This is a genomic window from Pseudomonas sp. NMS19W (assembly GCF_051554255.1).
Classification (GTDB): Bacteria; Pseudomonadota; Gammaproteobacteria; order Pseudomonadales; family Pseudomonadaceae; genus Aquipseudomonas; species Aquipseudomonas kribbensis.
Genome location: NZ_CP136718.1, coordinates 6,059,397 through 6,084,738 on the forward strand (window position 1 = coordinate 6,059,397; position 25,342 = coordinate 6,084,738).

Genomic DNA, 25,342 nt, shown 5'->3' on the forward strand with positions numbered 1-25,342 from the left:
CGGAACCGGCGGCGACTATGAACGCAGAGATGAGAAAAAAACGTATCGACCAGTGTCAACGACAGGATTGGCAACCCTGTTATTATCCGCGCCAGCGTTTCACGCCTTTTTTCTTCAAGCCGATACGAGCGAATTCATGAGCACTGACAAGACCAATCAGTCCTGGGGCGGCCGCTTCAGTGAACCCGTCGACGCCTTCGTCGCCCGCTTCACCGCCTCCGTCACTTTCGACCAGCGCCTGTATCGCCACGACATCATGGGCTCGATCGCCCACGCCACCATGCTGGCCAAGGTCGGCGTGCTGACGGATGCCGAGCGCGACAGCATCATCGATGGCCTGAAGACCATCCAGGGTGAAATCGAGGCCGGCCAGTTCGACTGGCGCGTGGACCTCGAAGACGTGCACATGAACATCGAGGCACGCCTGACCGACCGCATCGGCATCACCGGCAAGAAGCTGCACACCGGCCGCAGCCGCAACGACCAGGTCGCCACCGACATCCGCCTGTGGCTGCGTGACGAGATCGACCTGATCCTGGCCGAGATCACCCGTCTGCAAAAAGGCCTGCTGGAACAGGCCGAGCGTGAAGCCGCGAGCATCATGCCGGGCTTCACCCACCTGCAGACCGCACAGCCTGTGACCTTCGGTCACCACATGCTGGCCTGGTTCGAAATGCTCAGCCGCGACTACGAGCGCCTGGTCGACTGCCGCAAGCGCACCAACCGCATGCCGCTGGGCAGCGCCGCGCTGGCCGGCACCACCTACCCGATCGACCGTGAATACACCGCGCAACTGCTGGGCTTCGACGCTGTTGGCGGCAACTCGCTGGACAACGTGTCGGATCGCGACTTCGCCATCGAATTCTGCTCGGCCGCGAGCATCGCGATGATGCACCTGTCGCGCTTCTCCGAAGAGCTGGTGCTGTGGACCAGCGCGCAGTTCCAGTTCATCGATCTGCCGGACCGTTTCTGCACCGGCAGCTCGATCATGCCGCAAAAGAAGAACCCCGACGTGCCGGAGCTGGTGCGTGGCAAGACCGGCCGTGTGTTCGGCGCCCTGATGGGCCTGCTGACCCTGATGAAAGGCCAGCCGCTGGCCTACAACAAGGACAACCAGGAAGACAAGGAACCGCTGTTCGACGCCGCCGACACCCTGCGCGACTCGCTGCGAGCCTTTGCCGACATGATCCCGGCGATCAAACCGAAACACGCGATCATGCGTGAAGCGGCGCTGCGCGGCTTCTCCACCGCCACTGACCTGGCCGACTATCTGGTTCGCCGTGGCCTGCCGTTCCGTGACTGCCACGAAATCGTCGGCCACGCCGTGAAGTACGGCGTCGACACCGGCAAGGATCTGGCAGAAATGAGCCTGGAAGAACTGCGTCAGTTCAGCGACCAGATCGAGCAGGACGTGTTCGCCGTGCTGACCCTGGAAGGTTCGGTGAATGCCCGTGACCACATCGGCGGCACTGCCCCGGCGCAGGTCAAGGCTGCTGTGGCTCGCGGACAGGCGTTGATCGCCGGCCGCTAAAAGCATCGCGGGCAAGTCGAATCATCGACTTGCCCGCGAATTCGCTTCAGAACAAATTTCTATTTCTTTGCTGCGATCATCGCCAAAAACGTCGGCATCGCCGCTTCCTTGTCCGCTGCAATCTTCTGCACATGCGGATTCTGTTCAAGTCGCTCCAGCAGTGCCTTGGCCTTCGGCATGTCCGCCAGCAGATCCAGACCAAACAGCTTGTGCCCCACCGCAGCCGCCAGCGGCACGCTGTAGAGGAAGTACAGGTCAGCGATGCTCAGGCTGTCGCCCGCCACATACGGGGCGAACTTGCCGTGGCGGCCCAGCGCTGCGAACCCCAGCAGCAATTCAGACTTGGTCTTCTCCTTGATCGCCTCCGGCAGCGTCGCGCCGAAGAACGCTTCGCCGTAACAGGCTCGGGCCGGCAACTCGATGTACAACTCGATTTCCTTGGCCACCGCCAGCACCTGGGCGCGCGCAAACGGCTCGGCCGGCAGCAGCGGAACACCCGTCCGGGTGCTTTCGAGGTATTCGAGCATCACCATCGTTTCGTTGATATAGCCACCTTCGGCCCCCAGCACCGGCACCTTGCCGCGCGGGCTGATGGCCAGAGATTCCGGCGTTGGCGTCGGGTAGAAGGTGACTTCCTCGAACGGCAGGCCCTTTTCCAGCAGAGCCAGTTTGACCATGTTGTAGTAGTTGCTGACTGAGAATCCGTAGAGCTTGAACATCACATAGCCTCCAGGCCGTGCGGGGTGGGCAGTGCCTGTTTATAGATCGCTCCGGGGAATCCCGCCAGCAGCATCACGCCGCTGAATGCGGGTAAACTGGCGCCTTTCCTTGAGGAGCCTGCCATGAGCGAGCCGACAGACATCGATAACGACGAAGAAGAGTTCACCGAGAGCACTTTGATCGAAGCCATCGAAAACCAGATCGAAAGCGACAACCCGCCCGCAGCCAAGGCCACGTTCAACAAACTGACCCTGGTCGGTTACGAGCGCGAAGACATCCTGAACCTGATGGCCCACGTGCTGGCTTACGAAATCGACGCCATGCTCGATGACGACCGCGCGTTCAATACCGAATGGTACGAAGCGGCCCTTCGCGCCCTGCCTGAGTTGCCACCGGAAAAGCCGTAATCGGGCAACCCTATGTGGGAGCTGCCTGGCTCCCACACAATTTGTCACCCTTCCATCCGGCCTTCTCCCGGCCCCTGACTACACTGGAATCCACCCCCGAGACAAAAACCCTGGCGCACACTGGACAGGCTGCGCCGGCAGGTTCACCTTAGGGGCGCTGTCGTCCAATTCCTAGAAAGTCTGGAGTCCTTATGTCGCTTACCCCTGAGTTGGTTGCCGAACTGGAAGTCCTCGCACTCTTCAACCTGGACAGTTCCCAGGAAGGTCTGAAAATTCATCAGACCGCTGCCCCGAAGCACATTGCTGCTGCCCAACGCCTCTTTGAAAAAGAACTGACAGACCAGCCTGATGGCGGTTACCTGACCAGTCTCGGTCGCGATGCCGCACAAAACGTGCAGACCGTACTGACGATTCTGAAAGAGCAACAAACCGCCTGATCCTCCCGACTTTGCCCACGGAAACCTCCGCCACGGGATTTCCGCGGGCCAGCCCGGCCGCACGCCACCGTCACGCGGTGGAAATCTGGCGTCAAAAAACAAATTCAGCTTAATGCTCGCGCTGCACAGGCGCTAAACTCCCTCGCATTCCGTGACCCTCTGCCTCCGAGCCCTGCGAGCCGGTTTGAGTCGACATGACCCGCACCCATGAAATCCGCCCCGACCTGGACGAGGGAATCGACCGCAAGGTACTCAGCCAGTTGCGCGCACGCTTTCTCAAACTCAACGAAGGTCGCCTGAGCCGGGCCCTCGAAGGCCTGTCGACGCGCCAGCAAAGCGTGCTGACCCTGTTGCCGCTGTTTTTCCACGTCAATCATCCGCTGCTGCCCGGTTATGTCTCGGGCAGCACGCCGGCCGGGTTATCGAATTACGAACCGGATGCCGATGCTCTCGCCGAAGCCCAGCGCCTGACGCGCTCGTTTTCCTACAAGCCGCGCCACGGCAGCAACCCGCCGCGACCGATTCACGGCCTGTTCCTGATGGGCAGCCTCGGCACCCTGGCCCAGGCCGACCAGAGCGACATGGACGTGTGGGTCTGCCACGCCCCCGACCTGAGCGACAGTGAACTCGCCGAACTGCGCAAAAAATGCCAGTTGCTCGAAGCCTGGGCCGCGAGCCAGGGCGCAGAGGCGCATTTCTTCCTGATCGACCCGGTGCGTTTCGTCAAAGGTGAGCGCGATACCCAACTCAGCTCCGAAGACTGCGGCACCACCCAGCACTATCTGCTGCTGGACGAGTTCTACCGCACGGCGATCTGGCTGGCCGGGCGCACGCCGATCTGGTGGCTGGTGCCGGTCTACGAAGAGCGCGCATACGACCAGTACACCCACACCCTGATCTCCAAGCGTTTCATCCGCAACGATGAAACCCTCGACCTCGGCCCACTGGCGCACATTCCGCCGGGCGAGTTCGTGGGTGCCGGGCTGTGGCAGTTGTTCAAGGGCATCGAGTCGCCTTACAAGTCGGTGCTCAAGCTGCTGCTGATCGAGGTCTACGCCAGCGAACATCCGCAGGTGCAGTGCCTGAGCCTGCGCTTCAAGCAGGCGGTGTTTGCCAACCGGCTCGACCTCGACGAGCTGGATCCGTACATGGTGGTTTACCGCCGGATCGAGGAATACCTCACCGCCCGCAATGAACCCGAGCGCCTGGAACTGGTACGCCGTGCGCTGTACCTCAAGGTCAACCGCAAGCTCACCGGCAACACCCGCACCCAGAGCTGGCAGCGCTCATTACTGGAAAGACTGGCCAGCGAATGGCACTGGGACCAGCGGCAACTGGCTTTGCTCGACAGCCGCAGCCAGTGGAAAGTGCGACAGGTCAGTGCCGAACGCCGGGCTCTGGTCAACGAGCTGAATTACAGCTATCGCTTCCTGACCCAGTTCGCCCGCACCGAGCAGACCGTCAGCCTGATCAACAAACGTGATCTCAACGTTCTCGGCCGACGCCTGTACGCCGCGTTCGAACGCAAGGCCGACAAAGTCGAGTTCATCAACCCCGGCATCGCCCCGGACCTGGCCGAAGACACCCTGACCCTGGTGCAATCGCCGAACAAAAAGGAACCCGGGCAAACCCAGTGGGGCCTGTACAACGGCAGCCTGACGGCGCTGGAGTGGGAACACTTCGCGCCGATCAAGCGCAGCCGCCAGTTGCTGGAACTGCTGACCTGGTGTCATCGCAACGGCGTGATCGACAGCAGCACCCGACTGGCCCTGCACCCCGGCACCAGCGACATGAGCGAGTTCGAGCTGTTCAACCTGCTCGGCAGCCTGCAGCAGAGCATCGCCCTGCCCTTGCCGACCGTTGCCGAAGAACCGTTGCTGCGCGCCAGTGTGCCGAGCGAAGTGCTGATTCTGGTGAATGTCGGGGTCGACCCGCTCAAGCATCACCGCGACCTGAACATCCTGATGACCACCGAACGCACGGACTCCCTGAGCTATGCCGGCGTGCGCGAGAACCTGGTGCTGACCCTCGATCAGGTCACGCTCAACAGCTGGAACGAAGTGCTGGTCAACCGCTTCGACGGCCCGCATGCGCTGCTCGACTGCCTGCGTGACTACCTCAACAACCTGCCGCGAGGACCGCACCAGCCCTCGCTGCGAGTGCGTTGCTTCTGCCACAATCGCGCGCAATTCATCGCACGCCGGGTGGAAGAGATCGTCGATACCGCGCAGAACCTGCTGCTCAGCGACTTGAATCACCGCTACCTGATTCAGGTGCAGCAGCACTATCACGTGCTGGAACTGGTGCCGGGCCAGGTCAGCCATGTCGCCCTCGCCACCCTGCCGGCACTGCTCGATTACCTCGGCGAGGAGCAACCGCGCTACAGCCCGCTGCACCTGGACCCGATGGCGCTGGAAGACCACGACCTCGCGCTGATCCTGCCGATGGGCCAGCCCGAATGCATTCAGGTGTTCTACCGTATCACCGAGCAAACGGCCGAGCTGTACGTGCTCGACGAATTCAATGCGCTGTGGCAACAACACCTGCCCTATCACGACGAACAAAGTCTGTTGGTGCCGCTACAACGCTTCCTGCAATCGATCCAGTTCCGGCGTGAAGCACTGCTGCCGATGGAGTCGAACCACGCCGCCAGCCTTGAAATCTTGTATTACCAGTTATTGCCATCAGGACCGGGGCGCGCACGACGGGTCGAAATGCGCCCGGCGCCGCAGACGCCAGTCAACAAGCCGTTCTACGACGTGCAGGCGATCATCGGCAAAGCCGCACCGGGCGAGGTGCAGGTCACGTTGTATTGCAATCAGCGGGAGTTCTGCGAACTGGAACATGGCGACCAGCTGTTCAGCGTGGTCGCCCGGGAAATCGTCGGGCAGCGCCGGGAAACCGAGCGCTACCGCTGCTACATCACCGACCTGGACCTGTCGGGTGTGATCGGTGACGGGCAGAGTTCGAGCAATCTGTATCTGCGTTACAAGGCCGACCTGGAACGCTCTCTGAACGAGGCGCTCGAGCAGGTCTGAGGCTGGGTTATTCCGGGAAGTCGCCGCCGTTGGCCGGCTGCGATTCGACTTCCAGCAAGGTCAGCTTCAGGGTCTTGCCACCCGGTGCCGGCCAGTCGATGTGCTGGCCAACCTTCAAGCCCAGCAGCGCACTGCCGACCGGGGCCAGGATCGAGATTTTGCCTTCGTCGGCGTTGGCGTGCTTCGGATAGACCAGCGTCAGGTGGTAGTCCTTGCCACTGCCTTCTTCGCGACAGTGCACACGGGAATTCATCGTCACGACATCGGCGGGCACTTCATCGTGACCGACCAGGGTATCGGCGCGGTCCAGTTCGGTTTGCAGCGCGATCACGCCCGGCAGCGAGTCATCCAGGCTGTCGATCAGGCGTTCCAGACGTTGCACGTCCAGACGGGTAAGGGTGATGGAAGGTGCGGTCATGATCCGGGCAGACTCCTTTCTTCTGCACACAAAAAAAGCAAAACCCCGCCAAAAAAGACGGGGTTTTCACCAGGCCTCGATGGGTTGAGGCGTTTCCGGACACTATCACAGCTCAAAAAATATACAAGCTACGCTCCGGCGAGCTGCCGGCGTTGCATCGCCTGCGCGCAGATTACCCGACGGCGCTCGTCATCGGCCGAACGCCATTCGCGGATGTCTTCGACATGGCGCATGCAACCGAGGCAGACCTTCTGCTCATCCAGCCGACAGACGCCGGTGCACGGCGAAGGCACGGCCGGGCTGACGTTGCTGTAGAGCGGCTTCAGGCAGGGCGTGGTGCGGTCGTCATCTCAGATTTCGTCGAAATCGAGTTTTTCGCCGGCGCGCTCCCAGACGATGCGCTCCAGCATTTCACCCAGCAACTCTTCGGTTTTCTCGCAGACCCATTTGCCGGCCTGCTCGTCATAGTCGAAATGGAAACCACCGGAACGGTCAGCCAGCCACAACTGACGCAGAGGCTCCTGACGGCTGAAGATCAACTGACTGCCGTTGTCGAACTTGATAGTCAGCACACCGGCCGAGTTCTCCATGTCCAGATCCAGGCCACTTTCATCAAAGATGTCCTCCAGCGCTTGCTGGGTGGCATCGACCAGATCATGGAAACGGGCTTCGGACAAACTCATTGCGGCAACCTCAAAAAATGTCTGATCAGGCTCAAGCGCCGCAAGATACGGTCGCGGCCAGCCGATTGCAAAGGATAACGACCAAGCGCCCTGCCCGGCGACGAAATATGCACCCGCCATGCAGGAAAGTTTTCCGCGCCGCAGCCCGAGCCCCGCCGGACGGGAGTTCCGTCGCATAGGCAAGCTGCCGGGTGGCCGGTATACTCCGGCGCAATTAACGCATATTCAAGGATTTCGCCATGAAGCGCCTGATCTCTTCCATTGCTGCGCTCGCTTCGCTCGTCGCTTTTGCCTGCTTGATTTCGGCCTGCGGTCAGAAAGGCCCGCTGTACCTTCCCGATGAAGATCAGGATCCGGCTGCACAAGCCCAGTCTTCGCAAAAGCAGCCATCCAAAGCACACAAGCACGACGTTTACCAATAAGGGATCGCCATGGACGCTTTTAACTACCGTGGCGGGGAGCTGTTCGCGGAAGGTGTGGCGCTGTCCGCCATCGCCGACCGCTTCGGCACACCGACCTACGTCTACTCCCGCGCCCACATCGAGGCCCAGTACCTGGCCTATGCCGATGCGCTGGCCGGCATGCCGCACCTGGTGTGCTTCGCGGTCAAGGCCAACTCCAACCTCGGCGTTCTGAATGTCCTGGCCCGCATCGGCGCCGGTTTTGACATCGTTTCCCGTGGCGAGCTGGAACGCGTCCTGGCCGCCGGCGGCAGCCCTGACAAGATCGTGTTCTCCGGCGTCGGCAAGACCCGTGACGACATGCGTCGCGCGCTGGAAGTCGGCGTGCATTGCTTCAACGTCGAATCCACCGACGAGCTGGAGCGCCTGCAAGTCGTCGCCGCCGAACTGGGCGTTCGTGCACCGATTTCCCTGCGCGTGAACCCGGACGTCGATGCCGGCACCCACCCGTACATTTCCACCGGTCTCAAAGAGAACAAGTTCGGTATCGCCATCGCCGACGCCGAAGACGTGTACGTGCGTGCCGCACACCTGCCGAACCTGGAAGTGGTCGGCGTGGATTGCCACATCGGTTCGCAACTGACCACCCTGCCACCGTTCCTCGATGCGCTCGATCGCCTGCTCGATCTGGTGGACCGCCTGGGCGATTGCGGCATCCATCTGCGCCACATCGATCTCGGTGGTGGCCTGGGTGTGCGTTATCGCGATGAAGAGCCGCCGCTGGCTGCCAACTACATCAAGGCCGTGCGCGAGCGTCTGGTCGGTCGTGACCTGGCGCTGGTGTTCGAACCGGGCCGCTTCATCGTCGCCAATGCCGGCGTGCTGCTGACCCAGGTCGAGTACCTCAAGCACACCGAGCACAAAGACTTCGCCATCGTCGATGCGGCGATGAACGACCTGATCCGCCCTGCCCTGTACCAGGCGTGGATGGACGTGACGGCGGTCAAGCCGCGGGACACCGCTGCACGCAAGTACGACGTGGTCGGCCCGATCTGCGAGACCGGCGATTTCCTCGCCAAGGATCGCGAACTGGCGCTGGAAGAAGGCGACCTGCTGGCCGTGCATTCCGCCGGGGCCTACGGTTTTGTGATGAGCTCCAACTACAACACTCGCGGCCGTGCCGCCGAAGTGCTGGTAGATGGCGATCAGGTATTTGAAGTGCGTCGCCGCGAGACCGTGGCCGAGCTGTTTGCCGGCGAAAGCCTGCTGCCGGAGTAACCCCATGCTGCTGCGTTTTACCAAGATGCACGGCCTGGGCAACGACTTCATGGTCCTCGACCTGGTCAGCCAGCACGCGCACATTCAGCCCAAGCACGCAAAAATGTGGGGCGACCGGCACACCGGCATCGGTTTCGACCAATTGCTGATCGTCGAGGCGCCGAGCAATCCGGACGTGGATTTCCGTTACCGGATCTTCAACTCCGACGGCTCCGAAGTCGAACAGTGCGGTAACGGTGCACGCTGCTTCGCCCGCTTCGTACTCGACAAGCGCCTGACCGCCAAGCGGCAGATCCGCGTCGAGACCAAGGGCGGCATCATCGAACTGGACGTGCGTAACGACGGCCAGATCGGCGTGAACATGGGTGCACCGCGTCAGGTGCCGGCGGACATTCCGTTCCAGGCGACCGAGCAGGCCTTGAGCTATCAGGTCGACGTCGACGGTACATCGGTCGAACTCGCAGCGGTCTCGATGGGCAACCCCCACGCGGTACTGCGCGTGCAGGACATCAACACCGCACCGGTGCATGAACTGGGGCCGAAGATCGAACACCATCCGCGCTTTCCGGCGCGGGTCAATGTCGGCTTCCTCCAGGTCATCGACCGTAACCGCGCACAATTGCGCGTCTGGGAACGCGGTGCCGGGGAAACCCAGGCCTGCGGCACCGGCGCCTGCGCTGCTGCTGTAGCTGCGATCAGCCAGGGGTGGATGGATTCGCCGCTATTGATCGACCTGCCAGGCGGGCGCCTGTCCATCGAATGGGCAGGCCCTGGCCAACCGGTGCTGATGACCGGTCCGGCAGTGCGTGTATACGAAGGACAAGTCCGTCTTTGAGTGAGCAGAAGCCATGACCGATAAGCCTCAGGTACCCGCCCGACAGTCCGGTGAAACAGCGTCCGAGAGCCTGGAGGCGGCAGCGGTTGCCGCGTACCTGGAGGCTCATCCGGACTTCTTCGTCGAGCACGAAGAGCTGCTGCCGTCCCTGCGCATCCCCCATCGTCGCGGCGACACCGTGTCGCTGGTCGAGCGTCAGATGTCCATCCTGCGCGACCGCAACATCGAGATGCGCCACCGCCTCTCGCACTTGATGGACGTGGCCAGGGACAACGATCGCCTGTTCGACAAGACCCGTCGCCTGATCCTCGCCCTGATGGACGCCGCCACCCTGGAAGACGTGGTGATCAGCGTCGAAGACAGTCTGCGTCAGGACTTCCAAGTGCCCTTCGTCAGCCTGATCCTGCTCGGCGACAACCCGGCGCCGGTCGGCCGCTGGGTGACCCACGCCGACGCGCAGACCGCCATCGGCGGCCTGCTCACCGAAGGCAAGAGCGTCAGTGGCAGCCTGCGTGAACACGAGCTGGACTTCCTGTTCGGCGAAGAGCAGCGCAAGCAGATCGGTTCCACCGCCGTGGTCGCCGTCAGCCACCAAGGCATCCACGGAATCCTGGCCATCGCCAGCCGCGATCCGCAGCACTACAAAAGCTCGGTCGGCACGCTGTTCCTCAGCTACATCGCCGAAGTCATGGGCCGCGTGCTGCCACGGGTCAACAGCTCCCTGCGCTCGGTACGCTGAGCATGGAACGACAACTGGACGCTTACTGCGAACACCTGCGCAGTGAGCGGCAGGTGTCGCCGCACACGCTGTCGGCCTACCGGCGCGACCTCGATAAAGTCCTCGGCTGGTGCAACAAACAGAACGTCGGCAGCTGGCAGGCCCTGGACATCCAGCGCCTGCGCAGCCTGATCGCCCGCCTGCATGCCCAGGGCCAGTCCTCGCGCAGCCTTGCGCGTTTGCTCTCGGCAGTGCGCGGGCTCTATCACTATCTAAATCGCGAAGGCCTCTGCGATCACGACCCGGCCACCGGCCTGACACCGCCCAAAGGCGAGCGCCGCCTGCCGAAAACCCTCGACACCGACCGAGCGTTGCAACTGCTTGAAGGCGCGGTCGAGGACGATTTTCTGGCCCGACGCGATCAGGCGATTCTGGAATTGTTCTATTCCTCAGGCCTGCGCCTGTCGGAGCTGACCGGGCTCAATCTCGATCAGCTCGACCTCGCCGACGGCATGGTTCAGGTGCTCGGCAAGGGCAGCAAGACGCGTCTGTTGCCCGTCGGCAAAAAGGCCCGGGAAGCGCTGGAGCAATGGCTGCCGCTACGCGCATTGACCAACCCGGCGGACGACGCGGTGTTCGTCAGCCAGCAAGGCCGGCGCCTCGGCCCGCGAGCGATTCAAGTGCGGGTCAAACTGGCCGGCGAACGCGAACTGGGGCAGAACCTGCATCCGCACATGCTGCGGCACTCCTTTGCCAGCCATTTGCTGGAGTCCTCCCAGGACCTGCGCGCGGTGCAGGAACTGCTCGGCCACTCGGACATCAAGACCACCCAGATCTATACCCACCTGGACTTCCAGCATCTGGCGGCGGTCTACGACAGCGCCCACCCACGGGCCAAACGCACGAAAGGCGACGATTCATGAGCATCCAGTTGATCACCTTCGACCTCGACGACACCCTGTGGGACACCGCCCCGGTGATCGTCAGCGCCGAAGCGGTTTTGCGCCAGTGGCTGAGCGACCATGCACCGAAGCTGGGCGCGGTGCCGGTGGAACATCTGTGGTCGATCCGCGAGCGCGTGCTGAGCAGCGAACCGGCGCTCAAGCACCGCATCAGCGCGCTACGCCGGCGAGTGCTGTTCCATGCTTTGGAAGAGTCCGGATATGCCCACGACGAAGCGTCGGAGCTGGCGGACAAGAGTTTTGAAGTGTTTCTGCATGCCCGGCATCAGATCGAGGTGTTCCCGGAAGTCGAGCCGATCCTGGAGACCCTCGCCAAACATTACGCCCTCGGCGTGGTCACCAACGGCAACGCCGATGTGCGTCGGTTGGGGCTGGCGGATTACTTCAAGTTTGCGCTGTGCGCCGAAGACATCGGCATCGCCAAGCCGGATGCGCGACTGTTCCATGAAGCCCTGCAGCGTGGCGGCGTGAGTGCCGAGGCAGCGGTACATATTGGCGATCACCCGGGGGATGACATCGCCGGGGCACAGCAGGCCGGCTTGCGTGCGATCTGGTTCAACCCGGCAGGCAAGGTCTGGGAAGCGGAGCGCCTGCCGGATGCCGAAATTCGCAGCCTGACCGACCTGCCCGCCGTGCTTGCCCGTTGGAACAGTCGCGGCTAGTTTTCTTTCGCCCATGAAAAAGCCCGCAGCGACGGCGGGCTTTTTCAGCAAGCAAGCGACACGCCTCAGATAGGGCGGCTGCCGTACTTGTTGTCCGGCTTCTTGGGCGGATCGGCGACCACGTTGGCCTCCACTTCCTGTACTTTGCCGCCACGGGCAAGGAACTCTTCCATGGCCTTGGCCAGGGCGTCGCGCTCCTTGTTCTTGGCTTCGATGCTCGGCAACTCGTCGACCGACACCGCAGCCTTGGCCTTGCCTTTGGCAGCCGGGGCCGGCGTATCGTCACCGCCATCGTCTTCAGCAACGTCTTCCGCTGCAGCTTCCAGACCGTCTTCGGCCTCGTCTTCGTCGCCTACTTCGAGGTCGTCGTTTTCCAGATCATCGTCGCTCATGTTCTACCTCATGACTTGCGAAAAGCAGATTAGTTATAGACCAGCTTTGGCGACTGTCGAAAGTCGCCGTAAAAAAATCGGTAACCATTGGTGACCAACGGTTTATGCCTCTTCACCGTGCAAGGTGGCGAGGACTTTGCGGGCACCGCCATGATCGCGATGCTCCCCCAGATAAACGCCTTGCCAGGTGCCCAGTGCCAGACGACCCGCCGAAACCGGCAGGCTGATCTGACAGCCCAGCACGCTGGCCTTGAAGTGCGCCGGGAGGTCGTCCAGGCCTTCGTCGTTATGCTCATAGCCGTCTGTTCCTTGTGGGATCAGACGATTGAAAAATCGTTCGAAGTCGCGACGTACCGCCGGATCGGCGTTCTCGTTGATGGTCAACGACGCCGAGGTATGCTGTAGCCACAAATGCAACAGACCGACCCGGCATGCCTTGAGTTCGGGCAGTCCGGCGAGCAACTCTTCCGTTACCAGATGAAAGCCCCGGGGCCTCGCCCGCAGGGTTATCAGAGTCTGTTGCCACATACAGTTCTCCGCACGTTCGGGGCGCATTCTAGCGCGCTCTGAAAAAAAACAAAGGCCCTAATATTCCTTCAATGATGTAAGCCATTGGCCGCAGAAAAACGCCCGTCGTAAACACGACCAAAGCCGTACGAAAAATACATTCAGCCACATCAGGGATGACAAATTCCGGACAAAAAAATGCCCGGCTAACCGGGCAAGTTTTTTGAGGCGCGTTCTTACAGGTTGTAGCCGCGCTCGTTGTGTTGTGCCAGGTCCAGGCCCACCGATTCTTCTTCCTCGGTAGCGCGCAGCCCCATCACGGCATCCAGTACCTTGAGGATGATGAAGGTGACGATCGCGGTGTAGATCACCGTAAAGCCGACGCCTTTGCACTGAATCCACACTTGGGAAGCAATGTCGGTGACGGTGCCGAAACCACCCAGCGCCGGAGCAGCGAACACACCGGTGAGGATTGCGCCGAGGATACCGCCAATACCGTGCACGCCGAAGGCATCCAGGGAGTCGTCATAACCGAGTTTGCGTTTCAGGCTGGTGGCGCAGAAGAAGCACACCACGCCAGCGGCCAGACCGATGATCAGCGAGCCCATCGGGCCCACGGTGCCAGCCGCCGGAGTGATTGCCACCAGACCGGCAACCACGCCCGAAGCGATACCCAGCGCACTTGGTTTGCCGTGGGTGATCCACTCGGCGAACATCCAGCCCAGTGCAGCGGCGGCGGTTGCGATCTGAGTGACCAGCATCGCCATGCCGGCGGTGCCGTTGGCCGCAGCAGCGGAACCGGCGTTGAAGCCGAACCAGCCGACCCACAGCATCGCCGCACCCATCAGGGTGTAACCGAGGTTGTGCGGCGCCATCGGGGTGGTCGGGAAACCTTTGCGCTTGCCCAGTACCAGGCACGCCACCAGACCGGCGATACCGGCGTTGATGTGCACCACGGTGCCGCCGGCGAAGTCGAGCACGCCCCAGTCACCCAACAGCGAACCCGGACCGCTCCAGACCATGTGTGCAATCGGCGCGTAAACCAGGGTGAACCAGACGCCCATGAACACCAGCATCGCGGAGAACTTCATGCGCTCGGCGAAGGCACCGACGATCAGCGCCGGGGTGATGATGGCGAAGGTCATCTGGTAGGTAACGAATACCGCTTCAGGGAACAGCGCCGTCGGGCCGGTAATGCTGGCCGGGGTGACGCCTGCCAGGAAGGCCTTGCCGAAGCTGCCGACGAAGGAGTTGAAGTTGACGACGTTGGCTTCCATCCCGGTGGTGTCGAACGCCATGCTGTAGCCATAAATGAACCACAGGATGGTGACCAGGCCGGTAATGGCAAAGCACTGCATCATCACGGAAAGAATGTTTTTCGACCGCACCATGCCGCCGTAGAACAGCGCCAGGCCCGGAATGGTCATGAACAGCACGAGGGCCGTCGAGGTCAGCATCCAGGCGGTATCGCCGGAATTGAGGACTGGAGGCGCCACCGGATCTGCCGCCAAAGCCAGGCCGGGCATTACGATGGACAACAGGGCGCCTAGCCCTGCGAATTTACGCAGAGTCATATTGTTTTCTCCTGGGGCGTTGGGTTTGTGGCGGCGTTTAGATCGCGTCGGTATCGGTTTCGCCGGTACGGATGCGAATCGCCTGTTCCAGATTGACCACGAAGATCTTGCCGTCACCGATCTTGCCGGTGTTGGCAGCCTTGGTTATCGCCTCGATAACCCGATCCAGATCCTTGTCGTCGATGGCAACGTCGATTTTCACCTTGGGCAGAAAATCGACCACATACTCCGCGCCGCGATACAGCTCGGTGTGACCCTTCTGCCGGCCGAAGCCTTTGACTTCAGTTACGGTAATGCCCTGCACGCCGATTTCGGACAGCGACTCGCGCACGTCGTCCAGCTTGAACGGCTTGATGATGGCAGTGACTAGCTTCATGAAACTCTCTCCCGAATTGGTGGACTTGCCCCAGGAAAACAAACCCGACTCAAGTCTAAGCGCAGTGCCTGGCTTTGTAACGCATCGTCGGCCCTACCCGCCCGACTGACGCCAGCTAACCGCTCCCGACGAAACTCCCCGTCCCGTCCGGCGCACTGCATTCGTCACAGCGACTGCATCAGTGCATGGGTCACTACCGACTAAGCAGAAAGCTTGCCATCTCGCCAAAATCCCCTGATTTCAATCCCTTGGCCGCGACCGTCGATGCCATCACCGAAATGGCACACGGGATACGCACAACAACGGTGCGCAGCCGTTCGTCCCTTTGCGCGAAAAGCGTGCATCCCGGCTCGCGCAAATGACTATAGACACTGCGTGATACACTGCCGGCCATAGTTTCCAGGACATATCCCATGCTCGCGCCCAAAGACTTCCTCGACGCCCTGAGCGGCACCGCCTCCCGCCTGTTCAGCGGCGACACACCGTTGCCAAAAGCCGAAATCGAAAGCCAGTTCAAGATGCTGCTGCAAAGTGCCTTCAGCAAACTGGACCTGGTGAGCCGGGAAGAGTTTGACAGTCAGATGGTGGTGTTGGCGCGCACTCGCGCTCGGCTTGAGAGCCTTGAGGCGAAGGTGGCGGAGATGGAAGCGAAGTTGACGCCGCCGGCTGAGTGAGACAAGAAGCTAAAACCGCTCCTGCCGAGGCAGGAACGGTTTCCGTCGGTTCAATTCCTACAGCGAATTATTCCAACGGTCTCGCAGAATCTCGTACAGGCGAAAAGCCCATAGCGCGATCCTGACGAGGCGCCACATATGTTTAAGAAACTTAGACATATTTTGGCCCTCCTTGCGTGGGGCCAAACCTCCGATGCTCTTTCCGGCGTACGAACACCTTCGGGACTACACGTGAGTGTGCCCACCAAGGCGACCGGGTGTGGATCCCCCGAAAAAGCACCGGCACGGGTCTCACACCGTGTCGAGGGACATGAAATTTTTACGCTCCCGGCCACACTCCGTGAACACTCCATGAGTGGGCATCGTCGCAGCGGATGGTATTGCAGTCCTTCAAAATGCATTTAAACAAGTTGTATCAAGCCATTAAGCATGTTTTCCCGGCTTATCTGACACGTCATGTCCTGATGGGCGCCAAGTGGCTTTGACGCTTGCATCAAGAAGCAAACCTGCATACCCTCAGCGAACGTGAGTGTGTCCACTAAGGATGCGCAGGCCTTGGCCTCACCGAAGCCTGCAACTAAAAACCGCCTCCTCAAGGCGGTTTTTTTTCGCCTCGAGATAGGTGCGACAATCGGTTTTCTGTGGAGTAGTCGCAGCGAACTTTTAGCTCCCAAGCCGTATCAACCTTAATTCGCCCGAACCAACGTCCTTCACTTACATAAGTACCGTCCTACAAGGACTGACCCCCACGCCTGATTACGTGAGTATCCCAGCCTTCGCTACCCTCTGCGGCCTGATCCAAACAGAACACAGACACGAGAGGTGTCTATGAAACAGAAGAAACAGAAAAAACAGCCGTTACTCGCATCCAGGCTTCGTGCAGAAACGCCCAGTTTGGCCGATACGGTTTCTGCCAGTCAGCGGCACTTTTTGAAGGTCGCCGCGGCCTATGGCAAAGAATTGGAGCCTGATGGCTGGCTCGCCGGTGGCGGAACCTGAATCCCGCATTAAAAGACCGTCTAGTAGGCGGTTTTTTTTCGCCTGAAGACTAGTCATTTCTATTTCAGCAACATCCAGTGAAGCTTTGCCCAGGCAACTGTCCCTTCAACTCCCTCCTCCCCGACTACCCTTAAAAAACCCGCAGGAAGCGGCCCCCGATTCAGCTCAAGGAACGACCATGTCCCTCGCCATCGTCCACAGTCGCGCCCAGATTGGCGTGGACGCGCCCGCCGTCACCGTCGAAGTTCACCTCGCCAACGGCTTGCCCTCGCTGACCATGGTCGGCCTGCCCGAAGCGGCGGTGAAGGAGAGCAAGGACCGGGTGCGCAGCGCGATAATCAATTCCGGGCTGCAGTTTCCGGCGCGGCGGATCACGCTGAATCTGGCCCCGGCGGATTTGCCCAAGGATGGAGGGCGGTTCGATCTGGCGATTGCGCTGGGGATTCTGTCGGCGAGTGTGCAGGTGCCGACGTTGACGCTGGATGACGTGGAATGCCTGGGTGAGCTGGCGTTATCCGGCGCAGTGCGGGCGGTGCGCGGGGTGTTGCCGGCGGCACTGGCGGCGCGCAAGGCCGGGCGGACACTGGTGGTGCCGCGAGCGAATGCCGAGGAGGCGTGTCTGGCGTCGGGACTGAGGGTGATCGCGGTGGATCATCTGCTCGAGGCAGTGGCGCATTTCAACGGGCATACACCAGTCGAACCCTATGTCTCGGATGGGTTGATCCATGCTGCCAAACCCTATCCCGACCTGAACGAAGTGCAAGGCCAACTCGCCGCCAAACGGGCGCTGCTGATTGCCGCTGCCGGCGCACATAACCTGTTGTTCAGCGGGCCGCCGGGGACGGGCAAGACGCTACTGGCCAGTCGATTACCGGGATTGCTGCCACCGCTGGCCGAAAGTGAAGCGCTGGAGGTGGCGGCGATTCAATCGGTTGCCAGCGGCACGCCGCTCACTCACTGGCCGCAGCGCCCGTTCCGCCAACCCCATCACTCGGCCTCCGGGCCGGCACTGGTCGGCGGCAGCTGTGACATTTGGCAATAAATGCAACTGATTGGAAATAGATGCAACTCGCAGGCGATGCGGATCTTTAAGTGCCGATGCTTCAAAGCTAAGCGCTGCGGGGGTCCCAACAGATAATCGTAGGTTTAGGCGTTTTTTGCCGCTAGCGGTCCCAGGCATCCCCGACGCTCAACCGTAAACATGCACATCTGTCTACCAGTTCAAAACTGGAGGCCCCTCATGAGGAAGATAGAAAAGCGCGTGCGTTGGATGCGTGGCAGCGACGTATTGATCATTCAGAAATACGAATGGGCGCTCCTAAGCAACGCAATGAATTACTGCGCTTTACCGTCGAGTGTTGCGAAGAGGGGTTCATCACCCCGAGAAGAGCGCCAGGTGATCATCGAGAACGCGACGGCGAAATATCAGTTGGAGGCGTGAGCCAAGAGACCTAGGTTTCGTCGCCGATGACGACGGCTGCTCAGTCGAGTGTGAGGCCTATCCTCCATTGAAAGAACAGGCTTCACTCCAAGACTCACGACCCCAAATTCTGACCACGAGTCAGCGGCCGGCAGAATAAGTGCCACCGTTCAAGCGACTGGGATCATTGGCGGGGTTTCATTGACGTCGGAGAGTGGGACGTCGGTGCTGCCGGGAGTCAGAATAACCTTGCGGCAATTTTCCTGTTTTTTGTCGAAGATCCGGTAACCCTCAGCCGCCTGCTCCAGGGACAACCTGTGGGTGATAATGGCTTCAGGTTGCAGACGCCCCGTCTCGATGTGTTCCAGCAGTTCAGGCAGGAATCGCTGTACATGGGTTTGACCCATCTTGAACGTCAGCCCCTTATCGAAAGCGTCGCCGAATAGAAAGCCGTGAATGAACCCTGAGTACACACCCGGCACACTTACCACACCTCCGCGCCGCACGGCGGCTATGCACTGGCGCAGGGCTTTACCACTACTGCCTTCGAGCTTGAGCGTGGCCAGCACCGTTTCGGTCGTGCTGCCCTTGGCTTCGAATCCGACCGCGTCGATCACCCCGTCCACACCCCTGCTACCCGGTGTCTGGCGCATGATCGTGTCAGCCGGATCATCGTCGTTATCAAAATTGATCGGTATCACACCATAGGTACGCTGCGCGTAATCCAGACGATACGCATGATGGTCGACCATGAAAATCCGCTCGGCCCCGAGCATGCGTGCGCAGGCGGCGCTCAGCAGCCCTACCGGGCCGGCTCCGTAGATCGCCACGCTGGATCCTTGACCGATGTTGGCATTGAGGACCGCTTGCCACGCGGTTGGAAGAATATCGGAGAGAAACAGCACCTTCTCGTCCGCCAGCGTGCCTGGCACCTTGAATGGCCCTGTGTTGGCTTTGGGCACCCTTACCAGTTCAGCTTGGCCACCCGGAATACCGCCATACATTCGGCTATACCCGAACAGCGCCGCCGGCGGCGGGATCAGCTTCTTGTTCATCGCGGCGCCCGGACCAGCATTGGTGGTTTCGCAAGCGGCGTAGAGCTCCTGCTGGCAGAAGAAACAATCACCACAGGCGATGACAAAGGGGATCACGACTCGATCACCACGCTGCACTGCCGTGACGGCAGAACCGGTTTCCTCGACGATGCCCATGAACTCGTGACCGAAGATATCTCCATGTTCGACGGTCGGAATTTTGCCGCGGTATAGGTGCAAATCCGAACCGCAGATAGCCGTCGCGGTAACGCGCAGAATGATATCGTCCGGAGCTTCTAGTATCGGATCCGGCACATTTTCGACTCTGACGTCATGGGCGCCGTGGTAAGTCATTGCTCGCATGGTGATGTCCTCGTACTTTGAGAGAAAGACACTTGTCTTCATACCGAAGGACTTGGACCCACCTGAGTTCACTATGCTTTCACAAAGTCAGATCAATGGATCTGAGACCTGAGGAACCCAATGACACAAGCCCAGAAAAAAATGAACCACAGATTTCTAGAGATCTGTCATGAGCCAGTTCGATATTGACTGGTTACAGTGGCCAGCCATGGTGGTGACCGTACTCGCTGCCTGGTGGATTGGGTCCCAGCGACCGAAGCGTCGAATGGCAGGATTTGTATTTTTTATCATTAGCAACGCATTGTGGGTTGTGTGGGGTTATCACACAGATGCGTATGCGCTGATCCTTCTTCAGGTGTTCTTGTTTGTGATGAACCTTCGCGGATTCAGAAAAAATGCGAAGGACGACCGTGACCACCCTGCTTAGCACACACACCAATCCTTGGCCCTTAGCCTGGTAGCGGATTTACGACGCAGTTGAGCTACCGCCACGCCTTCAGTCTTACAAAGTCTATGCAGCTCCAAGCACTGGTTGGATGAACAACGGATCGTTGATCTGAATCTTTTCGGATGTAGGCCCCCTAAATTCATGAGCTTTGAGAAACGCACTGAATAAATAGGAGCTTACGTATGTCGCAGAACGGCACCATTCCTGACGGCCGTAAGGCGATCGCCAACGGGAACGAAAAAACTCAGGACTTGCTCAGCCGCCTGCTTATGGCACGTGGTCCTGGTGGACAGGAAGACGAAGTACGCGCCATTTGCCTCGAATACCTTTCCCGCTACTGTGATGAATCTTGGGTCGACCAAGCCGGCAACTTGATTGGTCTGCTCAAGTGTCGAGTGCCCGACGCTCAAAGCCGCTCAACAGTACGTGTCATGGGCCATATGGATGAGATCGCTATGGTGGTTAAGCGAGTTGAACCAGACGGCACGTTGCGGGTCGTGGCACTGGGCGGAGCAAACCCGGTGAATTTCGGCGTTTGCCCGGTCGACATCCTGGGCGACCTGGAAATACTCTCAGGCGTCCTTTCATTCGGTTCGATGCACGTAACCGAGGGTTCACCCCAAGGCAATGATGTCCTGAACGGCGCTGTCCAATGGAAAGACGTCCACGTCATTACGCGAAAAGATCCGAAGACACTTCAACACCTTGGCATTCGGCCAGGAACACGTGTGGTCTTGAGCCAACACTGGAGAACGCCATTTCGCGTTGGAGACGCGACAGCCGCGCACTTTCTTGATGACCGGGCACCTGTCGCAGCCATGCTAAAAGCGGTTGCGCAACTCAGCGAACGCCCTGAGGGTCTGCTCTCTGACGCGTACTTCGTATTCACCACACTTGAAGAAGAAAATAATTCTGGCGCCATGTACGCCGCCTCTCATTTGCCCGGAGACATCACAATTGCTGTCGAAGTCGGACCAGTTGTGAGCGAGTACGGTACCAAGCTCAGCGTTAATCCCATCATCAATACAGGCGATGAGAAGGGCTACTACTCTCGTAAGGTAGTAAGGGCATTGGCGGATGCAGCCAAGCGGTGCCATCTCGATCCGCAATTTGCACTTCTCGTGGACTTTGCGTCCGACGCAAGTGCCGTTATGGGCGCAGGCTTCAGCGCGCAAGCAGGCTGTCTGGCCATACCGACGGAAAACACTCACGGCTTCGAATTGGTGGTTGATGGCGCAATCGATGCCTGTGTCGCCACTCTGGTGGAGTATTTGACGTCGGCAGACCCTACGCGGGTATGAGGGCCGGCCTAGCGCTCATAGTTTAGGAAGCTTTCCAGTGGCCTCGGCGATTAGCGTCAGTGTTTGTTCCATGTCGCCAATCGCCGCGTGCAATGATTCAAATGATCGCTCCAAGCACTCACTGTCATCCACTGTCTGGTGCCCAAGCAAAGAATGGCCAACGCTTTGTTCCAACCCTGTGAGCAGATCCCGCAGAATCTCCAATTGGGCCAAGGTCTTCTCAAACTGCGGAGTGAGTTGAGAATCCAAAGGCTTCGCTCCCAGCTTGTTACTGACGGTTGATTTACTTTCCGAGATTCTTGCGTACATCCTCGACCATCGGTCCTACAGCTTTAACCGCCGCCTTCAGTTGCTCTGAGCTCACACCGAATTTTTTGCTCCAGTAATCCACTTCCCATTTTTCCGAGGTGTTGATGCGGTCACGGTCTTGTGGCCCACGGTTCTGGAGGTTGTCGGTCATATCGGTCTCCCAGGTGATAACGCAGTTAAAAGTGGGACAACGAGCCGAATGGAAGATTCTCTGAGTTTCCGCCGAGGCTTTTAGGGACACGACTGATCGGCAGCGCGAATCATGTACCGCACCTATGGCGCAGCTCTGTATCAGCTTCTGCACGCGAGTCTGAATAAGAGGCATTGAGCCTTACGGCTCGCTTTCATGGCCATAAGCTACGAATCAGGCCTACTCCCATTCGTCGCGGTCGCTGAACCGCAAGCCTGACATAGCGCTCCACCGACCATCAGGGAGGGACACATCATGTATGAAGATAGAAAAGCGCACGCATTGGAAACTTGGGAGCGGTTACTCGCTCATCCTGAAACACGAATGAGCGCTCCTGAACAGTATGACGAACTGTTACGACTCGCCGAGGAGTACTGTGAGGAGGGATTTATCACCCGAGAAGAACGCAGGGCGATGATTGAGAGAGCCACAGCGAATTACAGGCGAGCCGTTGAAGGCGTAGGACAAGGGACATAACAGTATCAGGATGTTGTGGAAGCGCATGCTGGCTGGTGCCGGGGCGCGGCCTGTGAATGGCCTGAGTTGTTGCTCCGTTGATCAAACGTCGCTTGGACTTTCAAGGAAGTGAGTATGTTCGAAGGTTTCCAGCTTGAAATGATTGAGTTGCCGGAAGCTACCTTACGCGTTCGCTTCGGCGGCGCGGGCCCTCCCTTACTGTTGCTCCATGGACACCCCCGAACGCACACCACGTGGCATAAGGTAGCTCCGCTGCTCGCGGATTTTTTTACAGTCGTCTGCCCTGACTTGAGAGGATTTGGTAAATCCAGTAAGCCAACTGACCCTCATGATAACGAGGCGTTTTCAAAGAGAGCCAAAGGGCGAGACTGCGTGGCCCTCATGGAAAGCCTAGGTTTCGAAAAATTCTACCTGGCGGGACATGACCGGGGCAGTTATTCAGCCTTTCGTACAGCACTTGATCATCCTTCCCGTGTATTAAAACTCGCGATTCTGGATGGCGTCCCAATTCTCGAAGCGCTTGAAAGATGTGACGCGTGGTTCGCTTCCAAGTGGTGGCACTGGTTTTTCTATGCCCAACCCACCAAACCAGAAATGGCAATCCTGCAAGATCCCACTGCCTGGTACGGCGGCTGCGCGGAGTCAATGGGGAAGGAAAACTATGATGATTTCCAGTCAGCGATTCAGGACCCAGGAACGGTCGTTGGTATGCTCGGTGACTACCGCGCAGGTATCGCACTTGACCATCTACATGATCAAGAAGATCGCCAAGCTGGACGGAAAATTCAATGTCCGCTCCATGTGCTCTGGTCTCTGCATGATGACTTGCAAGACCTTTACGGCGATGTGCTTTCCGTTTGGGCGCCATGGTCGGAGCAGGCGGTAACAGGCTCAGGCATTGACTGTGGTCACCACATGGCTGAAGAAGCGCCGCATGAGTTGGCCAGTGCCTTGAAGACGTTTTTTACAGAAGGGTCTTGATGCTCATATTCAGGCAACCGTGAATTTCAGTGCCGCTCGCCAGCCAAGCCTCAACGCTCTACCTGCGCTTCTGTTTTTCAATTGGCGATCACGCTCATATTCCGTCCGCTGGTCTTGGCGATATAGAGAGCCTTATCGGCGGAACCTATCAACTCTTCCAGCGTATCCTCGGCAGTCGGGTTGCAGGCCCCCACCCCGATGCTAACCGTCACCATTCCTAAATCGCTGTCCTTGTGCTCGAGCTGGGCTTGCAGAACAGCCTTTCGAATTTTCTCTGCGACGATAAAGGCGCCAACGTAGTCTGTGGCCGGCAACACCACTGCGAATTCCTCCCCACCGAACCGAGCAGCCAGATCACCTGGCCGCCTGATGTTTTCCCTGATGATCGCGCTGATCCTGCGCAGGCATTCGTCGCCCACCAAGTGGCCGTACCGGTCATTGAAGCGTTTGAAGTGGTCGACATCGATCATCAACAGGGCCAAGGTAGTTTGGCTCCGTTTGGCTCTACCCATCTCCGTCTGCGTGAAGAGATCGAATTGACGACGATTGGCCAGCCCCGTGAGGGCATCCTCCAAGGCCAGTAGCTCCAGCGTTCGGTTAACTTCCAGCAACTGGCTCTGCGTACCCAGCAATTCGTTTTGAATTTGGCCCTGTTTCTTCATCAGGCGGATGAACCGATAACCGATTCCGCCAAGCACGGTCATGAGTAAAAAGACGATAGCCGTGCTCATCACAGTTCTGCTGCCGCCAACTGGCCAGCACCTCCTCTTTGTTTACGGCCGAGAAGACGATTAGTGGATAATCGTTGACCCGACGGTATCCCACGACGCGCTCCACGCCGTCCACGTAGGATTTGACAGTGGCTGTGCCAGAAGAACCTTTGGGTAGCAGTTGGGTGAAGAGCGGTCCTTCAGCAACACTCGTTCCAATAACCGCCTCGTTAAAGGGACGGCGCAAAACGATCCTGGCGTCGCTGGAGATCAGATTGATCACGCCATTGTTTCCGATATCGATGCTGTTATAGAGCTTCAAGAAATGGTCGAGATAGATGGTAGCCAAGGCAACACCAGCGAAACTGCCATCAGGCTTGTTGATTCTACGTGAGACAGGCAATACCCATTCGCCCGTTGAACGGCTTTTGATGGCTGGCCCGACGTGAGGGCCGCGATCAGGGTGGTCCCGATGGTAAATAAAGTATTCGCGATCAGAGTTATTCGCGTTAGGCGGCAGAATGCCGTTCGAGGTAGCTATCCAGGCGCCGTTCTGGTCATAAATGAACAAACCATGTAGCTGAGATAGCTCATTACGCTGAGCGCTGAGCAACCGCCTCAGCAGAGGCAATTGGTCAGCGCCCATGCTCTGCGTCTCAATGCGATCGACCAGGCTGAACAGCACCGTATCTGCTTGTTTGATCGAGTCGTGTGCCTGTGAGGACAGCGTCTGTGCCAAATTCGCCATTGCCACTTCTTTGTCCTGCAAATGGTACTGGCGTGAAGTCCAACCTTGCCATATAGCGACCAACATTAGAGAAAGACAGACGGTTAACAGAAAGCGAACAGCGGTTCTGACCTTGTGTTCCGCGACGACATGCTCCGCCGTCAAAACGTTTGTGACTGGATTCTTTGCCTCGGTTTTGCCGAGGCTCATGTCCAACGTAGGATCAAGCATGACTTGCCCTTATACATGTGAACCTGCATAAATTCCCTTTCCGACGTTCGCTCAAACGTCACAGCGCCATGCGCGTGTGTTAGGCCCTGGTGCTGGTTGGGGCTCAGACCTTTCACGCGCCGCTCTCATTCATGAAGCTGCACTGCACTATAGAACGGTTCTTCTCGTATGACCGTTCGTCTTATTCACGGATCAGATATCACATCAAGGCTGTCAGACTGCCATCATCAGCGCGTTTTTTTTGCGTCGCTTTCTCTTTCTTGTATGTGTGATTGTATGCCCACCAGCGACGACTTTCGTTTTTCCTCCCATCATTTGCTCATCGAGCTGGATGCCGCAACCAACCGCCTGATGATGCTAGTAATCGTCAAAGAAGTCTCAGGACCACGCTGGGACGAGGCTGCGACACGCCAAAAGCGCGCCTTTGAGGCTTGGACGGTACTGCTCAACGACTTCGGGTCGTTGGCTGAAACAGTTCAAGGCTCAGGCCTGACTTCTTGACCGGTGTTCAATGCGTTGGGCTGGAAAGTTCTCCTTCA

At 59.1% G+C, this 25,342-nt stretch carries 27 protein-coding genes and 2 pseudogenes; 18 read left to right on the plus strand and 11 right to left on the minus strand.

Annotation, left to right across the window (positions count from 1 at the left end):
* Nucleotides 1-136 precede the first annotated feature (136 nt).
* Nucleotides 137-1,531 (plus strand): argininosuccinate lyase, encoded by a 1,395-nt coding sequence (gene argH, locus R1A29_RS27870; RefSeq protein WP_119426773.1) that lies wholly within the window; start codon nt 137-139, stop codon nt 1,529-1,531.
* Nucleotides 1,532-1,590: 59 nt separating this feature from the next.
* Here the strand turns inward: argH and R1A29_RS27875 are convergent, their stop codons facing one another.
* Entirely contained in the window at nt 1,591-2,250 is a 660-nt protein-coding gene (locus R1A29_RS27875; RefSeq protein WP_438300122.1) for a glutathione S-transferase family protein, read from the minus strand.
* Between the two features lie 123 nt (nt 2,251-2,373).
* On the opposite strand from R1A29_RS27875, the gene R1A29_RS27880 reads away from it, so the two are divergent.
* The 3 genes from R1A29_RS27880 to R1A29_RS27890 all read left to right on the plus strand — a co-directional run bounded on the left by R1A29_RS27880 (nt 2,374) and on the right by R1A29_RS27890 (nt 6,133).
* Nucleotides 2,374-2,658, plus strand: coding sequence for a hypothetical protein (locus tag R1A29_RS27880; RefSeq protein WP_085708931.1), 285 nt, complete (start codon nt 2,374-2,376; stop codon nt 2,656-2,658).
* A gap of 191 nt (nt 2,659-2,849) precedes the next feature.
* Nucleotides 2,850-3,095, plus strand: coding sequence for a TIGR02647 family protein (locus tag R1A29_RS27885; RefSeq protein WP_007951883.1), 246 nt, complete (start codon nt 2,850-2,852; stop codon nt 3,093-3,095).
* A 194-nt stretch (nt 3,096-3,289) separates the two neighbouring features.
* Nucleotides 3,290-6,133: a class I adenylate cyclase gene (locus tag R1A29_RS27890; RefSeq protein WP_438300123.1), complete on the plus strand. Its 2,844-nt coding sequence runs from the start codon at nt 3,290-3,292 to the stop codon at nt 6,131-6,133.
* A 7-nt stretch (nt 6,134-6,140) separates the two neighbouring features.
* Here R1A29_RS27890 and rnk read toward each other — a convergent pair whose 3' ends face one another.
* The 3 genes from rnk to cyaY all read right to left on the minus strand — a co-directional run bounded on the left by rnk (nt 6,141) and on the right by cyaY (nt 7,234).
* On the minus strand, nt 6,141-6,551 hold the full coding sequence (rnk, locus tag R1A29_RS27895) for a nucleoside diphosphate kinase regulator (RefSeq protein ID WP_085708929.1): 411 nt from the start codon (nt 6,549-6,551) through the stop codon (nt 6,141-6,143).
* Nucleotides 6,552-6,679: 128 nt separating this feature from the next.
* Nucleotides 6,680-6,877, minus strand: a complete 198-nt coding sequence (locus tag R1A29_RS27900; RefSeq protein ID WP_438302096.1) for a DUF1289 domain-containing protein — start codon at nt 6,875-6,877, stop codon at nt 6,680-6,682.
* A 24-nt stretch (nt 6,878-6,901) separates the two neighbouring features.
* Nucleotides 6,902-7,234 carry an iron donor protein CyaY gene (gene cyaY / locus R1A29_RS27905; RefSeq protein WP_114886277.1) on the minus strand — a complete coding sequence of 111 codons (333 nt, stop codon included), beginning with the start codon at nt 7,232-7,234 and terminating at the stop codon, nt 6,902-6,904.
* 239 nt (nt 7,235-7,473) lie between these two features.
* On the opposite strand from cyaY, the gene lptM reads away from it, so the two are divergent.
* Genes lptM through R1A29_RS27935 form a run of 6 tightly spaced genes read left to right on the plus strand, consistent with a single transcriptional unit; the run spans nt 7,474 to nt 12,090 of the window.
* Nucleotides 7,474-7,656: an LPS translocon maturation chaperone LptM gene (gene lptM / locus R1A29_RS27910; protein ID WP_119426778.1), complete on the plus strand. Its 183-nt coding sequence runs from the start codon at nt 7,474-7,476 to the stop codon at nt 7,654-7,656.
* Nucleotides 7,657-7,665: 9 nt separating this feature from the next.
* Nucleotides 7,666-8,913 (plus strand): diaminopimelate decarboxylase, encoded by a 1,248-nt coding sequence (lysA, locus tag R1A29_RS27915; RefSeq protein ID WP_438300124.1) that lies wholly within the window; start codon nt 7,666-7,668, stop codon nt 8,911-8,913.
* 4 nt (nt 8,914-8,917) lie between these two features.
* Entirely contained in the window at nt 8,918-9,748 is an 831-nt protein-coding gene (gene dapF, locus R1A29_RS27920) for a diaminopimelate epimerase (RefSeq protein WP_085708924.1), read from the plus strand.
* A 13-nt stretch (nt 9,749-9,761) separates the two neighbouring features.
* A complete protein-coding gene (locus tag R1A29_RS27925) occupies nt 9,762-10,487 on the plus strand; it encodes a DUF484 family protein (RefSeq protein ID WP_114886291.1) in 726 nt (241 codons plus the stop codon).
* Nucleotides 10,488-10,489: 2 nt separating this feature from the next.
* Nucleotides 10,490-11,389, plus strand: a complete 900-nt coding sequence (gene xerC, locus R1A29_RS27930) for a tyrosine recombinase XerC (RefSeq protein WP_438300125.1) — start codon at nt 10,490-10,492, stop codon at nt 11,387-11,389.
* Entirely contained in the window at nt 11,386-12,090 is a 705-nt protein-coding gene (locus R1A29_RS27935; protein WP_438300126.1) for an HAD family hydrolase, read from the plus strand. The genes xerC and R1A29_RS27935 overlap by 4 nt, the downstream gene beginning before the upstream one ends.
* 65 nt (nt 12,091-12,155) lie before the next feature.
* Here R1A29_RS27935 and sutA read toward each other — a convergent pair whose 3' ends face one another.
* The 4 genes from sutA to glnK form a co-directional block, all read right to left on the minus strand.
* Nucleotides 12,156-12,482 carry a transcriptional regulator SutA gene (sutA, locus tag R1A29_RS27940; protein WP_007951900.1) on the minus strand — a complete coding sequence of 109 codons (327 nt, stop codon included), beginning with the start codon at nt 12,480-12,482 and terminating at the stop codon, nt 12,156-12,158.
* A gap of 102 nt (nt 12,483-12,584) precedes the next feature.
* A complete protein-coding gene (locus R1A29_RS27945; RefSeq protein WP_085731425.1) occupies nt 12,585-13,010 on the minus strand; it encodes a secondary thiamine-phosphate synthase enzyme YjbQ in 426 nt (141 codons plus the stop codon).
* Between the two features lie 215 nt (nt 13,011-13,225).
* The gene (locus R1A29_RS27950) at nt 13,226-14,563 is read right to left on the minus strand and encodes an ammonium transporter (RefSeq protein WP_119426782.1); all 1,338 of its coding nucleotides are present in this window, start codon (nt 14,561-14,563) and stop codon (nt 13,226-13,228) included.
* 37 nt (nt 14,564-14,600) lie between these two features.
* Complete coding sequence (glnK, locus tag R1A29_RS27955; RefSeq protein ID WP_002555808.1) at nt 14,601-14,939, minus strand: P-II family nitrogen regulator; 339 nt, start codon at nt 14,937-14,939, stop codon at nt 14,601-14,603.
* 413 nt (nt 14,940-15,352) lie between these two features.
* On the opposite strand from glnK, the gene R1A29_RS27960 reads away from it, so the two are divergent.
* From R1A29_RS27960 to R1A29_RS27975, 4 genes and pseudogenes are all read left to right on the plus strand, one after another.
* Nucleotides 15,353-15,613 (plus strand): accessory factor UbiK family protein, encoded by a 261-nt coding sequence (locus tag R1A29_RS27960; protein ID WP_007920416.1) that lies wholly within the window; start codon nt 15,353-15,355, stop codon nt 15,611-15,613.
* Nucleotides 15,614-16,441: 828 nt separating this feature from the next.
* Nucleotides 16,442-16,612, plus strand: a complete 171-nt coding sequence (locus tag R1A29_RS27965; RefSeq protein ID WP_167443788.1) for a hypothetical protein — start codon at nt 16,442-16,444, stop codon at nt 16,610-16,612.
* 178 nt (nt 16,613-16,790) lie between these two features.
* Nucleotides 16,791-17,633: pseudogene (locus R1A29_RS27970) on the plus strand (YifB family Mg chelatase-like AAA ATPase); the annotation flags it as partial.
* 219 nt (nt 17,634-17,852) lie between these two features.
* Nucleotides 17,853-18,053 (plus strand): hypothetical protein, encoded by a 201-nt coding sequence (locus R1A29_RS27975; protein ID WP_438300127.1) that lies wholly within the window; start codon nt 17,853-17,855, stop codon nt 18,051-18,053.
* A gap of 149 nt (nt 18,054-18,202) precedes the next feature.
* Here the strand turns inward: R1A29_RS27975 and R1A29_RS27980 are convergent, their stop codons facing one another.
* Complete coding sequence (locus tag R1A29_RS27980) at nt 18,203-19,429, minus strand: zinc-dependent alcohol dehydrogenase (protein WP_438300128.1); 1,227 nt, start codon at nt 19,427-19,429, stop codon at nt 18,203-18,205.
* A gap of 169 nt (nt 19,430-19,598) precedes the next feature.
* Between R1A29_RS27980 and R1A29_RS27985 the strand changes: the two genes are divergently transcribed.
* Together R1A29_RS27985 and R1A29_RS27990 are read left to right on the plus strand one after the other, a co-directional pair.
* Nucleotides 19,599-19,856, plus strand: a complete 258-nt coding sequence (locus R1A29_RS27985) for a hypothetical protein (protein WP_438300129.1) — start codon at nt 19,599-19,601, stop codon at nt 19,854-19,856.
* Nucleotides 19,857-20,059: 203 nt separating this feature from the next.
* The gene (locus tag R1A29_RS27990; protein WP_438300130.1) at nt 20,060-21,178 is read left to right on the plus strand and encodes a M42 family peptidase; all 1,119 of its coding nucleotides are present in this window, start codon (nt 20,060-20,062) and stop codon (nt 21,176-21,178) included.
* Between the two features lie 283 nt (nt 21,179-21,461).
* Here R1A29_RS27990 and R1A29_RS27995 read toward each other — a convergent pair whose 3' ends face one another.
* The gene (locus R1A29_RS27995; RefSeq protein ID WP_438300131.1) at nt 21,462-21,638 is read right to left on the minus strand and encodes a DUF3606 domain-containing protein; all 177 of its coding nucleotides are present in this window, start codon (nt 21,636-21,638) and stop codon (nt 21,462-21,464) included.
* Nucleotides 21,639-22,268: 630 nt separating this feature from the next.
* On the opposite strand from R1A29_RS27995, the gene R1A29_RS28000 reads away from it, so the two are divergent.
* Nucleotides 22,269-23,135 carry an alpha/beta fold hydrolase gene (locus tag R1A29_RS28000; RefSeq protein WP_438300132.1) on the plus strand — a complete coding sequence of 289 codons (867 nt, stop codon included), beginning with the start codon at nt 22,269-22,271 and terminating at the stop codon, nt 23,133-23,135.
* Between the two features lie 77 nt (nt 23,136-23,212).
* Here the strand turns inward: R1A29_RS28000 and R1A29_RS28005 are convergent.
* Nucleotides 23,213-24,782, minus strand: a pseudogene (locus tag R1A29_RS28005) (sensor domain-containing diguanylate cyclase).
* 189 nt (nt 24,783-24,971) lie between these two features.
* Between R1A29_RS28005 and R1A29_RS28010 the strand changes: the two are divergent.
* Nucleotides 24,972-25,304 (plus strand): hypothetical protein, encoded by a 333-nt coding sequence (locus tag R1A29_RS28010; RefSeq protein ID WP_438300133.1) that lies wholly within the window; start codon nt 24,972-24,974, stop codon nt 25,302-25,304.
* Nucleotides 25,305-25,342: the final 38 nt, after the last annotated feature.